The 14,480-nt window shown below is 69.6% G+C and carries 14 protein-coding genes; 4 read left to right on the top strand and 10 right to left on the bottom strand.

What is annotated here, in order from left to right; genetic code table 11:
- Positions 1-14 precede the first annotated feature (14 nt).
- Complete coding sequence (locus tag EPA99_RS08860; protein ID WP_129470862.1) at positions 15-1,202, top strand: benzoate/H(+) symporter BenE family transporter; 1,188 nt, start codon at positions 15-17, stop codon at positions 1,200-1,202.
- 224 nt (positions 1,203-1,426) lie between these two features.
- Positions 1,427-2,476 (top strand): glycoside hydrolase family 5 protein, encoded by a 1,050-nt coding sequence (locus EPA99_RS08865; RefSeq protein WP_129470863.1) that lies wholly within the window; start codon positions 1,427-1,429, stop codon positions 2,474-2,476.
- Between the two features lie 184 nt (positions 2,477-2,660).
- Here the strand turns inward: EPA99_RS08865 and bphP are convergent, their stop codons facing one another.
- Both bphP and EPA99_RS08875 read right to left on the bottom strand, forming a co-directional pair.
- Positions 2,661-4,550, bottom strand: a complete 1,890-nt coding sequence (gene bphP, locus EPA99_RS08870) for a bacteriophytochrome BphP (RefSeq protein WP_129471109.1) — start codon at positions 4,548-4,550, stop codon at positions 2,661-2,663.
- A gap of 35 nt (positions 4,551-4,585) precedes the next feature.
- Complete coding sequence (locus tag EPA99_RS08875) at positions 4,586-5,182, bottom strand: biliverdin-producing heme oxygenase (protein WP_129470864.1); 597 nt, start codon at positions 5,180-5,182, stop codon at positions 4,586-4,588.
- A gap of 202 nt (positions 5,183-5,384) precedes the next feature.
- Here EPA99_RS08875 and EPA99_RS08880 point away from each other — a divergent pair, with 202 nt between their 5' ends.
- Entirely contained in the window at positions 5,385-5,828 is a 444-nt protein-coding gene (locus EPA99_RS08880; RefSeq protein ID WP_129470865.1) for a PepSY domain-containing protein, read from the top strand.
- A 221-nt stretch (positions 5,829-6,049) separates the two neighbouring features.
- Here EPA99_RS08880 and EPA99_RS08885 read toward each other — a convergent pair whose 3' ends face one another.
- The 4 genes from EPA99_RS08885 to folE form a co-directional block, all read right to left on the bottom strand.
- A complete protein-coding gene (locus EPA99_RS08885) occupies positions 6,050-6,910 on the bottom strand; it encodes a D-hexose-6-phosphate mutarotase (RefSeq protein WP_129470866.1) in 861 nt (286 codons plus the stop codon).
- Between the two features lie 16 nt (positions 6,911-6,926).
- Positions 6,927-8,165, bottom strand: a complete 1,239-nt coding sequence (locus EPA99_RS08890; protein WP_129470867.1) for a TCR/Tet family MFS transporter — start codon at positions 8,163-8,165, stop codon at positions 6,927-6,929.
- A 503-nt stretch (positions 8,166-8,668) separates the two neighbouring features.
- On the bottom strand, positions 8,669-9,094 hold the full coding sequence (locus EPA99_RS08895; protein ID WP_129470868.1) for a YchJ family protein: 426 nt from the start codon (positions 9,092-9,094) through the stop codon (positions 8,669-8,671).
- Positions 9,095-9,134: 40 nt separating this feature from the next.
- Positions 9,135-9,737: a GTP cyclohydrolase I FolE gene (gene folE / locus EPA99_RS08900; RefSeq protein ID WP_129470869.1), complete on the bottom strand. Its 603-nt coding sequence runs from the start codon at positions 9,735-9,737 to the stop codon at positions 9,135-9,137.
- Positions 9,738-9,988: 251 nt separating this feature from the next.
- On the opposite strand from folE, the gene EPA99_RS08905 reads away from it, so the two are divergent.
- Positions 9,989-12,073 carry a glycoside hydrolase domain-containing protein gene (locus EPA99_RS08905; protein WP_129470870.1) on the top strand — a complete coding sequence of 695 codons (2,085 nt, stop codon included), beginning with the start codon at positions 9,989-9,991 and terminating at the stop codon, positions 12,071-12,073.
- Positions 12,074-12,091: 18 nt separating this feature from the next.
- On the opposite strand, the gene EPA99_RS08910 is transcribed toward EPA99_RS08905, so the two are convergent.
- The 4 genes from EPA99_RS08910 to EPA99_RS08925 form a co-directional block, all read right to left on the bottom strand.
- Positions 12,092-12,643, bottom strand: a complete 552-nt coding sequence (locus EPA99_RS08910) for a YdeI/OmpD-associated family protein (RefSeq protein ID WP_129470871.1) — start codon at positions 12,641-12,643, stop codon at positions 12,092-12,094.
- 46 nt (positions 12,644-12,689) lie between these two features.
- Entirely contained in the window at positions 12,690-13,223 is a 534-nt protein-coding gene (locus EPA99_RS08915) for a CcdC protein domain-containing protein (RefSeq protein WP_129470872.1), read from the bottom strand.
- A gap of 117 nt (positions 13,224-13,340) precedes the next feature.
- Entirely contained in the window at positions 13,341-13,808 is a 468-nt protein-coding gene (locus EPA99_RS08920; protein ID WP_129470873.1) for a hypothetical protein, read from the bottom strand.
- Positions 13,805-14,449 (bottom strand): DUF5671 domain-containing protein, encoded by a 645-nt coding sequence (locus EPA99_RS08925; RefSeq protein ID WP_129470874.1) that lies wholly within the window; start codon positions 14,447-14,449, stop codon positions 13,805-13,807. The genes EPA99_RS08920 and EPA99_RS08925 overlap by 4 nt, the downstream gene beginning before the upstream one ends.
- Between the last annotated feature and the right edge of the window lie 31 nt (positions 14,450-14,480).

The raw sequence follows: 14,480 nt of genomic DNA on the forward strand, positions 1-14,480 counted from the left end.
GCGAGCGGTTCACCATGTCCGCCATCTCTCCTGCGCGCCTGCTGCGCGAGCATTCGCTGTCCGCGCTGGCGGCTGGCTTCGTCACGGTGCTGGTGGGCTTTGCGAGCTCGGCGGTGATCGTGTTCCAGGCTGCGCAGGCGGTGGGGGCGAACCAAGCGCAGATCACCTCGTGGATCCTGGCGCTGGGCCTGGGCATGGGCCTGACCTGCATCGGGCTGTCGCTGCGCTACAGCGTGCCGGTGGTGACCGCATGGTCCACGCCGGCCGCGGCGATGCTCGCCGGCACCAGCAGCGGGCTGCCGCTGTCCGATGCGATCGGCGCCTTCGTGATCAGCGCGGTGCTGGTGGCCCTGGTCGGGTTCTCCGGCGTGTTCGAGCGCATGCTCGGGCGCATCCCGCTGCCGCTGGCCGCCGGCATGCTGGCCGGAGTGTTGCTGCGCTTCGGGCTGGAGGCCTTCGTGGCGGTGAAGACCCAGCCGGTGCTGGTGCTGGCCATGTTGGCCGTCTACCTGCTGGCGCGTCGGCTGCTGCCGCGCTACGCGGTCATCCTCACCTTGCTCACCGGCCTGGCCGTGGCCGCTGCCGAGGGCATCCTGCATCTGGGTACCCTGCCGCTGGCGCCGGCCGCGCCGGTGTGGGTGACCCCGACCTTCTCCCTGGCCGCCCTGCTCGGCCTGGCACTGCCGATCTTCTTCGTCACCATGGCCTCGCAGAACGTACCCGGGGTGGCGGTGATCCGCGCCTCCGGTTACCAGGTGCCGGTCTCGCCGCTGATCGGCTGGACCGGCGCGCTCAACGCGGTGCTGGCGCCGTGGGGCGCGTTCTCGCTGAACCTGGCCGCGATCACCGCCGCCATCTGCATGGGAGCGGAGGCGCACCCGGATCCGCGGCGCCGTTATGTGGCGGCGGTGTGGGCAGGTGTGTTCTACCTGATCGTCGGCGTCTTCGGCGCGACCGTGGTGGCCTTGCTGGCGGCCTTTCCGAAGGAGCTGGTGATGGCCATCGCCGGCATCGCCCTGCTGGGCACGCTGGCCAACGCGCTCAGCGGTGCGCTGCAGGACGCAGGCTGGCGCGAGCCGGCGTTGATCGCCTTTCTGGTCACCGCCTCGGGGTTGAGCCTGGCCGGCATCGGCTCGGCGTTCTGGGGCCTGCTCGCCGGCGGCGTGGCGGCGCTGGCGCTGCGTCCGCGCGCGGCGACGTGATCCACCCCACAAAGCTGACCGCTCGTTGCACGGCGCGACGTGTTGTCTTGGTGGGCTGCGCCATCGCGCAGTAACCTGGGCTACGGCAGTGAGACCTGCGTCCACGTCGCGCAGGTGAGGCACGTCCCAGGTTGTTCACGCCGGCCTAACGGGCCATCAAGTTCTGCGCCAGGCAGGCGATGTCTTCCTCGCCATCGGCACATCCCCACATTGCGGAGACCCTCATGCACGCCCGTTCCCGATCCACCGCCTGGCTGCTGGCCGGGCTCGTCCTGGTCTGGCAGGCCTTCGCCGCGCCGGCCGCCCTGGCGCAGGGCAAGCTCAAGTACGCCGGCGTGAACCTGGCCGGTGCCGAGTTCAACTCCGGCAAGAAGCCGGGCACGCTGTTCAAGGACTACACCTATCCGGGCGCGTCGGATTACGCCTATTTCGCCGGTCAGGGCATGAACATCGTGCGCCTGCCGTTCCTGTGGGAGCGCCTGCAACCGACCGCCAACGGTCCGCTGGACAACGCCCAGCTCACCCTGATCAAGCAGGCCGTGCAGCGCGCCAACGACAACGGCCTGATCGTGCTGCTGGACGTGCACAACTACGCCAAGTTCAACGGCAAGATCGTCGGTAAGGAACTGCCCGCCTCGACCCTGGCCGATCTGTGGAAGCGCCTGGCGCCGGTGTTCGCCGGCAATGCCAAGGTGATGTACGGGCTCATGAACGAGCCCAACAACATCGGCAGCAGCGAGTGGGCCCAGGTGGCCCAGGCCAGCGTCGATGCGATCCGCGCCACCGGGGCGGATAACGTCATCATGGTGCCGGGCAATGCCTGGACCGGCGCGCACAGCTGGATGAAGGCCGCCGGCGCCAGCCCCTCCAATGGCGATGCGCTGGTCGGCCTGCGCGACCCGAAGAACAAGGTCATCTACGAGGTCCATCAGTACCTGGATGCCGACTACAGCGGCACCAAGCCCGAGTGCGTCAGCGCCACCGTGGGCGCGGAGAAACTCGCCAGCTTCACCAGCTGGCTGCGCAAGAACGGCAAGGTCGGCTTCCTGGGCGAGTTCGGCGCGGCCGACAACCCCACCTGCATGGCCGCGCTGGAGAACATGCTGAAGTACATGCAGGACAACCGCGATGTCTGGGCCGGCTGGAGCTACTGGGCCGCGGGCCCGTGGTGGAACCAGAACTATCCGTTCCTGGTGCAGCCGGACAAGGCCGGCAACGCCCGCCCGCAGATGAAGGTCCTGTCCAAGTACGCCCGGCAGATCACCGGCCGCTGAGGCCCGGGGCAGCACGCAAGAGCCGGCGCATGCGCCGGCTTTTTTTCGTCGAGAACGCCAGCGTGCGAGCGGGGAGGAACGGGGGGAAGAGGAAAGAGAAACGAGAAACGAGGAACGAGTGACGGCAGGTTCTGCTTAGGTTTCAACTCGTTCCTCGTTCCCCCCTCCACTCGTTCCTCGAAGCTCAGGCCGGATCGGCGTCCTGCAGCTGCAGCAGCCAGTGCCGGGCCTCGCCCTGTCCGCTCGGCAGCGGCTCGAACTCGAAGCGGAAGGCCTGCGCCGGCCCATCCTGCACGTTGAGCCTGAGGTTGGCATAGGCGGCCAGGCCATGACGCAGCTGCGCCTGCACCTGGGCCATCTGTTCGGGCGAGGAGTCGGCGTCGTAGAGCCGCTCCAGGTCGCGTCCGATCAGCTCGGCCGCCTCCAGGCCGGTGTGCCGCGCAAAGGCGGGGTTGACGAAGGCCACCCGCAGCGGCGCCTGCTCGCCGCCGGCCTGCTCGATGATCGCCACGCCCTGGCGCAGCCGTACCAGCGAGGCCTCCAGCATGGTGAAGTCCTGCTGGTAGCGCTTGCGCTCCATCAGCTCGATCAGCACCCGCAGGCTGCGTGCGCCCTCCAGGTGCAGCGGCGACCAGGGGCGCGCGCGTCCGCGCACGGTTTCCTGCCACAGCTCGAAACTCTTGCGCGGCGACAGGCGTGCGTTGGGGATGTCACGCAGTTTGCTCAGGGTCGGGTTGCCGGCCCAGTTGATGGTCTGGATCTGCTCGCGCCGAGTCCATAGCAAGGCGCTGCGCGACTGCGCCATCAACGGAACGAAGATGAAACCGGCGGCCATCGGCGCCAGATCGGCCAGCGCGGGAAAGGTCTTGCCGATCTGATCCACGTGCAGCGCACCGACCGCACCTTCGCGCAGGTTCTTGTAGTCGTTGCGCTCGATGTGCTCGCGGATGCGGGCCAGGTCATCGGCGGGCGGCAGGATCCCATAGCGGGTGAGTTGCTCGCCGTGGAATACCGCCACCCCATCGGCATCGACCACGTCCAGCAGCTCCGGGGCCAGGTCGCCCAGCAGTTCCGGGGTCATGGTGGTGGCGTCGTTGAAGGCGGTGATCAACTTCTCGCGCACGGTGAGCAGCGCGGTTTCGTTGCGTGCGCGCTCCACCGCCTGCAGGCCACCGATGCGCCCGGCCAGGGCGCGGGTCAGCGCATCGGCGAAATCGCGCATGGCATGGCTGGCGAAATGCGGGCTGTCGTGATGGCAGGCGATCAGGCCCCACAGCGCGTCGTTGACCACGATGGAGGTCACCAGGGTGGCGCCCACGCCCATGTTGCCCAGGTACTCCACGTGGATCGGCGACACGCTGCGGATGGTGACATCGCTCAGGTCGGCCGGCTGGCCGGTGTGAGGATGCAGGGTCGGCTCGATCGGTACCGGCGTGTAGCCCACATCGGCGATCTGGCGCACGCGGTTGCGCAGGTACAGCGCGCGGGCCTGGGCAGGAATGTCGGTGGCCGGGTAGTGCAGGCCCAGGTAGGTCTCCAGCTCCGGCCGACAGGCCTCGGCGATGACATCGCCATTCCAGAACTCGTCGAAGCGATAGACCATGACGCGGTCGTAGCCGAGCGTGCCGTGGATCTCGCGGGCCACGCGGTGGCTCGCTTCCAGGATCGAGTCGTCGCGCTCGAGCAGGCGCGCGATGGGCAGCGCATCGCGCAGGCTGACTTCGATGCGGTCGGCCTCGCGCGGCTCCAGTTCCACCTGCCACTGCCCCGGGTACAGATGCCAGGCCGCCACCCAGTCCCGATCGGGCGGCGTCTGCCGCTGCGGGAAGCTCGCGCCGGCATAGCCGATCGAGGCCCCGGCCTGCTGCGCCACATCCGCAGGCTGCGGCCCCTGCACCTGCAGCAGGTCCTGCCAGGACGCGCCCAGCACCGCCTGCGGCGCCACGCCCAGCAGCGCGGCCGCATTGGCGCTGGCCTGCACGATGCGGCCACTGTCCGGGTCGATGACCAGCAGCACGCCGTAGGGCTGCACGTGGCCGGGAATGTGGATCGGCTCGCGCGCGCAGGCATCCATGGCTTCCTGGTCCATGCCTGGGCTGGTGGCGGCGCTCACTGCACGGTCTCCTGGCTCAGGTGGCGATGGAACTGACCGAACATGGCCACCGCGCCCTCCACGGCGGCCTGCCGCGCGTCGCCGTCGGTCAGCACGGTGTCAAGGCATTGCTGGAAGTGGCGCCACAGGCTTGGGTCGGCACTGCCCAGATCGAAATAGGCCAAGGCGCCGGACAGCACCGGTTGGTGCTGACGCAGCTGCCGCGCGATCACCTGGCCACCCAGCAGCGAGCCTTCCACCACATACAACATGCCCCAGCGGGTGGCCGCGCTATCGGCCAGCAGGGGGGCGGCCAGCACCGGGTCGAGCGACGCGCCCAGTTGCGCCAGATCCTGTTGCAGTGCGGGGACGCGAGGCCGGTAGGTCCAGCCCTGTGCTGGAAGGGATGACAGCCAGGCAGACTGGTCCCGCTCCCAGCGGGCCAGCAGCCCGTGATGGCGCTGCAGCGTGGTCGCATAGCCGGCGCGGTCCAGGGTGCCGGCGCTGAGCTCTTGCTGCATCGGCAGGGACTCCACCGCGCGGTGCGCCGCGTGGGTGGCCTCGCGCAGCAGCTGCGCGGCGCGGGGGGCGGTGTCGACAGGCGCTGAGATCATCGGTGCTGCGAGCGGTTCGAATCGGTGGGTGGAGGCGGCCCGGAAGCCTAGCAGTCGCGCGACACCGGGCCAACGCCGGCAGACGCTAGTGGCGCGCGCATTGTGAAGACGTGATGAGCCAGCCGTAGGCGCGCCGTGAATTCATCCGCCGCTGAGATGGCCTGTGGCAGCGTGCGCGCCACCTTCGACAGGAGACTGACCCATGCGTCACCGTCACTTCGCACCGCTGTTGCTCGCGCCGCTGATGGCGCTGACCCTGCCCGCCTTCGCGCAGACCACCAAGACCGGCAAGTCGATGACCGAGCCGCAGGTGCGCGAGCTGCTCACCAAGGCCGGCTACACCGAGATCGACGACCTGGATTTCGAGGACGGCATGTGGGAGACCGACGCCACCAGCGGCAACCGCAAGCGCGTGGATGTGCGGGTGGATCCGGCCAGCGGGCAGATCTACGCCGAGGCGCTGGTGTCCCAGCTGAGCGAGAACGACATCAAGGCCAAGCTGTCCGCCGCCGGTTACTCCAACGTGCATGACGTGGATTTCGACGACGGCCTGTGGAAGGCCGAGGCCGAGCGTGCCGACGGCAAGGACGTGGAGGTGCATCTGTCCGCCACCGACGGCAGCATCATCCACGTCGAGAATGATTAAGACCCGCCAACCGAGACCGTACGTTGGAGCGACTCCTGTGGGAGCGGCTCTAGCCGCGAAGAGGCTTCACCGATAACGCTTCTTCGCGGCTGATGGCCCTAGGCCACCTTGGCCGCCCCCCCAGTGCCTTCGGCCTTGCTTCCAGGCGCTCTGGAGCCGCCTATACAAACACCGCTGTGGCAGAGGCCCACTGCCACGAGTGCCGCACCTATCGCGGCAGGTCAGGTCTCCAGCAGCACGCGCACACGCTGGGACAATGTGTGCGATTGCCCGGGCTGCAGGGTCACCACATCCGGCATGGCGTTGGCCGCTTCGATGCACACGAAGGACGTCCAGTCCGCGTCGGCCACGTCCTTCATCGCGCGCGCGCCCTCCTCGCCCGGGTTCCAGACCACGACCGAGGCACTGCCGCCGGTGGTGATTGCCAGCTGCCTGCCCAATGCCGGATCGTGGAGCCGGTAGTCGCCGCCGGCCGGGTGATAGATGCGATCGCTGCGGCCCGGGTCGCGCGGGTCGGACAGCGACCACGCCCCCTGCTGGCGATAGCTCCGGCCATCGTATTTGTTGTCGTACTGCACACCGTCCAGACCATCCAGGCGGACACGCGTGGCATCGCCGACGCGGAAATAGGTATGCAGGGCGGCGGTGAAGCGCAGCGTCTCCGCGCCTGCGTGGGTGCTGGTCAGTTCCTGCGACAGCTCGCTGCCCAGGCGCCAGCGCTGCCGCAGGCGCATCGGCACCGCCTCGGAGATCGGCAGCGAGAGTTGCAGCTCGGCCACGCCCTCGGCATCGAGCACGGCCGCTTCCAGCTCCCACGGCGTGTTGCGCGCAAAGCCATGCTGGACGGCATCGTCCGGCTGCCCCTGGCGGGCGAAGTACGGCCAGCAGACCGGCACGCCGCCGCGAATCGCTCCGGGCGGACGCGTGGTGATGGGGGACAGCCACAGCACCTCGGAGGTACCCGCCGGCACCCAGGACAGCAGCTGGCCACCATGCAGCGAAAACGCGGCGCTGCAATGCGCGGTCTCAAGGCGCAGCACGGGCACGCCATGCAGCAGGTCTTCGGTCAGGTTCAGGCTCATCGGCAACTCGGCTCCATCAGACAGGGGAAGCAGGCGGCACGCGCGCCGCGCGCCAGGCCACCAGCCAACCGCAGGCCAGCAGCGCGCCGGCGATCAGCCAGGGCGCGCCCGGCAGGCGGATCGGCGCGGTCTCGCTGATGAACCAGCCGAACGCGCCAGCGAACAACGGCGGCCCGGCCACGCCGGCCAGGCTGACCAGGCTCATCAGCGCGCCCTGGATGCGGCCGTGCACGTCGGCACCGACGCGCGCGGTGATCAGCGACTGCGCCGCCGGACTGGCCAGGCCCCACAGGGCGCTGATCGGCAGCCCGACCAGGAACAGCGCGCCGGTCGGCGAAAGCCCGTAGATCAGGAAGCCGACCACGCCGCACCCAAGGCCGAACAGCAGCGTGCGGCGCTCACCGAAGCGCGGCGCCACCTTGCCCACCAGCAGGCCCTGCACGATCACCGTGCACACGCCCACAGCGGCCAGCACCCAACTGACCTGCATCTCGTTCCAGGCGAAGCGGTACTCGGCGAACAGCACGAAGATGCTGGGATAGACGTAGTGCGCCAGGTTGGCCAGGAACACCATCGCCGCCAGGCCGCCGACCTGCGGATAGCGCCGCAGCAGCGCCAGCGAGCCGATGGGGTTGGCGTGTGACCAGTCGAAACGCGCGCTGCGACGCTCGGGCGGCAGCGACTCGGGCAGCACGAACAGGCCGTAGCAGAAGTTCAGCAGGGCCAGGCCCGCGGCCAGCCAGAACGGCGCGCGCAGGTCCAGCGCGCCCAGTGCGCCGCCGGCCAGCGGGCCGACGATGAAGCCCAGGCCGAAGGCCGCCCCCAGCATGCCGAAGGCCTTGGCCCGGCCCTCCGGCGCGGTGACATCGGCGATGTAGGCGTTGGCCGTGCTGAAGCTGGCCGAGAACACGCCGGAAATGATGCGCGCGGCCAGCAGCCACCACAGCGAGGGCGCCAGCGCGGCCAGCACGAAATCCAGTCCCAACCCAAGACAGGACAGCAGGATCACCGGACGCCGCCCGTAGCGGTCGGACAGCGCGCCCTGGATCGGCGCGGACACGAACTGGATCGCCGCGAACAGGAAGCCGAACGCCCCCACCCAGTACGCCGCGTGCGCGTAGTCGCCGCCACTGAACTCGCGCACCAGCCCCGGCAGTACCGGGATGATCACGCCGAAGGACAGCACGTCGATCAGCACCACCACGAACACGAACATCACCGCGGCGCGGCGTTTCTCGGGCAGGACAGAGGTCATGGACGATGAGGGGTCTGCGGATGGTCAGGCGAGGGCGCGGCGATGCCCGTGTCCGGGGCCGCGGGCATTGTAGTGCGGCGGCGGGGGAGGCGAGGAGTGAGGAGTGAGGAGTGAGGAGTGAGGAGTGAGGAGTGAGGAGTGAGGAGTGAGGAGTGAGGAGTGAGGAGTGAGGAGTGAGGAGTGAGCAAGATGATGCGCCGCGATGGCTGCTGCAACACCTGTAGGAGAGCCTGGGTGAGCACTGTGGGAGCGGCTTCAGCCGCGAAGGGGCTTTACCGGGAAAGCCTCTTCGCGGCTGAAGCCGCTCCCACAAGTGGTCCCACAGGGGCTCCCACAATCTTCTGCCCAACACGTCGCTCTTTGAAGAGCAGGCCGGTGGCTACGCTGGGGAGGAGCTCTGGCCAGGACGGTACATGTCCATGAGTCCATGGCCACATCTCCACCGACACTTTGGCCTGCCGCACAGCCGAGGCCTTCTCAGGCCTGCACTAGCAACTGAGGATTCAGCCGACTTCGCCGTCCAGGTAATACCAGTGGCCGTCCTCACGGACGAAGCGGCTGCGCTCGTGCATGCGCTGGGCCGAGGCGCCGCCGATGCGGAAGCGCGCGACGAACTCGACCTCGGCGGTGTCCGCGCCGGTAACCCGGTGCGATTTGACCGACAGTCCCAGCCAGGTGGTGCCGGCGATGGCGTCATCGTCGGTGGACAGCTGCGCCGGGCGGGTGGAGGCGTGCCAGCTGCGCTGCAGGTAATCCGGCTTTTCCAGCACGTAGGCGCTGTAGCGCGAGCGCATCAACGCCTCGGCGTCGCGCGCTTCGGCGCCCTCGTGCAGCGGGCCGCAGCAGCGGGCGTAGCTGGCGCCGCTGCCGCAGGGACAGGCCTGGGCAGCGGGATCGGTCATGACCGGACGACGCAGGGATGCAGGCATGGCGGCCTCGCGGGCGTACTTTGGGGAAGGCAGGGCGGCTTCAGCGCTTGCCGCCGGCCTCGATGAAGCGCAGAAACTCGGCGCGGGTGCGCGCGTCCTCGCGGAAGGCGCCCAGCATCTTGCTGGTGACCATGCTGACCCCGCGCTTGTGCACGCCACGGGTGGTCATGCACTCGTGCGCGCCTTCCACCACCACGCCCACGCCGCGCGGCTGCAGCACGTCCTGGATGCACTGGGCGATCTGCGCGGTCATCTTCTCCTGCACCTGGAAGCGCCGGGCGTAGGCATCGACCACGCGCGCCAGCTTGCTGATGCCCACCACCTTGCCGTCGGGCAGGTAGCCCACGTGGACCCTGCCGATGATCGGCGCCATGTGGTGCTCGCAGTGGCTTTCGTACTCGATGTCGCGCAGCACGATCAGCTCGTCGTAGCCGGCCACCTCCTCGAAGGTGCGGGCCAGGTACTCGCGCGGGTCGCGCTGGTAGCCGCTGAACCAGTCGCCGTAGGCCTTGGCCACGCGCTTGGGCGTGTCCAGCAGGCCCTCGCGCTGCGGGTCTTCGCCGGCCCAGCGCAGCAGGGTGCGCACCGCCTCCTCGGCCTGGTCGCGGCTGACCCCGCCGCGGGTGTTGTCCGAATCGCTCATGCCCGAAGATCCAGCCTGGTAAGCCCGAGAGGCCGGGCATGGTACCGGACCGGCCCGCGGGCGTCTGCGCCCCGGCCATGGAACGCTTCGGTCCGCGGTCATCTGCCTGAAGCCGCCCGGCCAGCGGCGCGCCTGTGGCCAGCCGCCCGGCCCGGCGCGGCAATGCCATCGCCTGCAACAACGATCTGCGAGGATGTCGCCCCCGAGGCCGCCACCGCCGCTGGCGATGCGCCCGTCCGCAGTGAGTGCCGATGTCCCTGCCTGCCCGCAAGACCGCCCTGTTCCCGCGTGTGTCCCTGTCGCTGTGCCTGTTGTGCTGCAGCTGGCTGCCTGCCACCGGTGTCGCGGCCGCGCAGCCCTCGGCGGTGGATCTGGTCGATCCGCTGGTGGGCACCCAGGGCGACCATGGGCAGCTGACGCCAGCGGTGAGCGTGCCCTTCGGGCTGGTGCAGCTGGGCCCGGACACGCAGCCGGGCAATCACATGGGCTACGACTACGCCGATGGGCTGCTGCGTGGCTTTTCGCATACGCGCGCGGTGGGCGTGGGCTGCGGCGGTGGCGGCGGCGACCTGCTGGTGCGTGTGGACTACGCCGGCGACGAGACGCGCCCGGCGCCGATCGACAAGACCAGCGAGGTGGCAACGCCCGGCCGCTACCGCCTGCGCTATGGCCGCGACGGCATCGAGGCCGAGTTGGCCGCCACCAACGCCGCCGGCATCGCCCGCTTCACCCTGCCACGCGCCGGACGCGTGGTGGTGACCCTGGATGCCATGCACAGCTACGCCAAGCGTATCGATGCGCGCTGGGACTCCACGCAGGCCGGTGCGCTGCGTGGCGCCTTGCAGGGCGGCACCGTGTGCGATGAAGGCGTGTACCGGCTGTGGTTCGCCAGCGCCCTGCGGCACAACGGCCGCCCGCTCGGCGACCAGGCCAGCCCCGATGCCCAGCAGCGCCTGCGCTTCGCGCTGGAGGTCGCCGCCGGCGATACGGTGGAACTGCGCAGCGCGTTTTCCACTGTCGATGGCGACTCGGCCGCGCGCGTGCTGGCCAGGGAACTGGGCACACAGTCGCTGGAGCAGGTGCAGGCGGCCACGCGCCAGGCCTGGCGCCAGGCGCTGGCGCGCATCGAGATCGAGGGCGGCGATGCGCAGCGACGCGCGCTGTTCTACACCTCGCTCTTCCATGCCCTGCAGTCGCCTTCGCGTATCGACGATGTCGATGGCCGCTACCGCGCCGCCGATGGCGTGGTGCGCCAGGTGGAACGCGGCCATCACCGCTACTCGGGCTGGGCGGTGTGGGACAACTACCGCACCCAGCTGCCGCTGCTGGCGTTGATCGACCCGCAGCGCAGCGCCGACATCGCCGCCTCCCTGGCCGAGCTGTACGCCATCGGCAAGCCGCAGTGGTCCACGCGCACCGAGCCATTCATCACCGTGCGCACCGAACACGCCGGCATCGCCCTGCTGGATTTCCTGCGCAAGGGCGTGGGTGGCGTGGATGCCAAGGCGCTGCTGCCGCGCATGGCGGCCGATAGCGCCAGCCTGCAACGCACCACGCCGGACCAGATCATCGAAGCGGCCTACGACGACTGGGCGGTGTGGCAGCTGGCCAAGGATCTGGGCCAGGACCGGATCGCGCGCGACTTCGAACAGCGCGCGCTGTCCTACCGGCCGATGTGGCTGCAGGTCTTCCGCGACATCGCCCCGGATTTCGACACCGTGCGTGCGCGCGGCCTGTACCAGGGCACGCTGTGGCAATACCGCTGGGCCGGCGTGTTCGACCTGGACTGGCTGCGCGGTCAGGCCCTGGGTCCGGCGCGCTTCGATGCGCAGCTGCGGCAGTTCTTCGACGAGAACCGCTACAACATGACCAACCAGCCGGATATCCAGGTCCCGGCGATGTATGCCCTCACCACCACGCCGGCGCGCGGCCAGGCGCTGGTCGAGCGACTGCTCACCCAGCCGATCGATCACGCCTACGCCAACGAGGGCAACCGCAAGACGCCCTGGCACGGGCGCAGCTTTGCCCTGGAGCCGATGGGCTTTGCCGACGGCATGGACGACGACGCCGGCTGCATGTCGGCCTGGTATGTGTGGAACTCGCTGGGCCTGTATCCGCTGGTGCTGGGGCAGCCGCGTTACGTGGTCAGCGCGGTGCCGGCCTTCCCGCGCGTGCGCCTGCATCCGCAGCCCGGGCGCACCCTCACGATCGAGCGGCAGGGTGAGGGCACCTCGGTGAAGGCGGTGGAGATCGATGGCAAGGCCATGCCGCTACCGTGGATCGATCACGCCGCGCTGCTGCGCCAGACCACCCTGCGGATGCGCACCGGCGACTGATCGCCACTGCGCGAGCGGTCAGTCGGCCGCGGCCTTGGGTGCGCCCAGGCTGTTGCTGTACATGCCTGAGCGGTCGAAGCAGCAGGCGCGGCGCTGGCCCTTGGCCAGCTTGTCGCAGGCCACGCCGATGCGCTTGATGCGGGTCTGGGCCTTCTTGCCCGAGACGATCCAGTAAATCCAGTCGCGTCGCGCGATGGCGGTGATGTCGTGCCAGGTCGCACGCGCGGCGGCGTTGTCGTCCAGCGCCTGGCGCAGATCGGCAGGCACCTGGGGTTCGGGCTCTTCGGACACCGGCGCCATCGAAACGGCGACCGTGTCGCCGACCTCGGCCCCGGCCGTGCGGCGTAGGGTGGCGTCCACCTTCAACCAGTGGCTGCCCTGCCCGTCCGGCTCCAGCGTGGCCTGGAACGACGCGCCCGCCAGGGTGCCTTCCACGCTGACCATGCTGCGGGTGGGCAGCTTGGCGGTGGCGGCCGCCGGCAGCAGGAGGAAGCTCCAGTCGGCGTGTTCGGGCGTTGCTGGCCGCAGCAGCTTCGCCTTGAAGTTCACCTTGCCCATGGACGTGGCCATGCGGGTGTCAACGATCAGAGAGGTTCAAGGAGGCCGATGCCGGCTCTCAGGACACCGTCGTGGGTTGCGCCACGCCCGACCGCAGGCGCAGCTGGCGCATCCGCCACCATAGCCCACCGACGTGCACCAGCGAGTACACCACCAGCGTGGCGGCGATGCCCATGGTCAGCGGGCTGGCCTGGGTGCCGGACATCGCGCCGCCCCCGCCGAAGCCGCCATCGGCCCAGCGCCAGGCCAGCCGCGCCAGCAGCAGCACCATCAGGCCGGCGCCGATCCATGGATTGGGCGTGTACCAGCCACGTGCATCGGACCATTCGGCGTGGGTGTGACGCAGCGAGAACGCGCCGAGCGCAGCGCCCGCCAGCGCGCCAAGCGCGATGCCCGGGGCGACCCCCGGCAGCCCGTAGGCGGCAAAGGCCAGCAGTCCGGCCACCAGCGCCAGCAGCGCCAGGCGCAGGCCCGCGCGCACCGGCTGCCAGGGCTGGCGGCCGAAGCTGCGACGGATGCGCCGGTAGTAGATGAAGGCGATGGCGGCCACCGACAGGTACGGGGTCAGCGGCGCGATGGCGTGGGCAGGCATGGCGAACTCCCTTCAAAGGTGGTGTGCAGGATGGCGCGCCGCGCCCGGCGCGCGTAGTGCCAAGTGTCACCTTCCGCACAGGCCGGGTGGCGGGCCTGGCGCGCGACCGGGCCGGGCTCAGTAGGCGGCCGCAGCCTGATCCGCTGCGTGCTTCTCATCGCTCTCGGATTCCGGCGTCCAGCTGCGGGTGAAGCACTGCCGCCCGGCGCCATGCAGCCAATTCTCCCGGCGCGCCGGTGCCTGCTCGCTGGCCGTATCGGTGGTGAAACTGGCGCAGACCTCGAAGCGGCGCGCGTCGAGCACCTTGTAGCCGTAGGGCTGGGCCGTGTCCGGGTCGATGATGGCCAGGCGCAGCCCCGGCCTGGTCGCCAGCGTGGTGAGGTCCGCTGCCAGCGCGCCAGTCTCGTCGGCATGACTGCGCGCAGTTGCCACGATGCGCTTCAGATCCTCGGCGCGGCGCTCGTCCAGGCGCATGACGCGCTGCTGCGTGGGTGTGCCCATCACCACCACCGCGGCGATCACCGTGGCGATGATCAGCAAGGTGGCCGCCACCAGCAGGGCCTGTCCGAAGCGACGCGTGTTCATGCTTCCACCTCCTCGCGGCGCAGGTCCAGCAGGTAGTAGCTGAAGATGCCGCCGGCGATGGCGGCCACCACCACCACCTTGAGCACGAAACGCACGCTCAGCTCGCCGCCCAGCACGTTGAACACCAGCACCGCCATGTCGCTGATCAGGGTGGTCGCCGCGATGAAGAGCGTCAAATAGGTCAGCCAGCGGCGCACGGCGGACAGCCGCTTGACCGGGCTGTGCGCAAGCTCGCGCGAGAGCTTGCGCGCCACCAGCAGGAACACCGGATAGGCAATGAGAATCCAGGCCACCGACCAGCGCATGGACTGATGCCCGCGCGTCCACGGTGCGTCGTAGGTACTCGCATCTGGAAAGGCATAGTTGATCAGGTCGAACAGCAGGCTGCCGGTGTGGAAGGCCCACAGATACAGCGTGGCGAACAGCACCAGGTAGAAGAACGCCTCGCGCGCGGACAGGTACGGCCGCGGGCGCGGCACCGGCACGGGAAAGTCCACATCGGCATACGTCGACAGCGCACTGCGCACCTGTTCGGGCGGCCAGCCCGCCTGCGCGAGGATGGCCTGCACCTGCGCCCGGGACTGCCCTTGCGCCAGCGCATCGCGCACGAAACGCTCCAGGTCCTGTGTTGCAGCGGCCATGTCCAGCTCCTTGCCTCGACTGGCGCGCAGC

This window comes from Pseudoxanthomonas composti (genome assembly GCF_004122095.1).
Classification (GTDB): domain Bacteria; phylum Pseudomonadota; class Gammaproteobacteria; order Xanthomonadales; family Xanthomonadaceae; genus Pseudoxanthomonas_A; species Pseudoxanthomonas_A composti.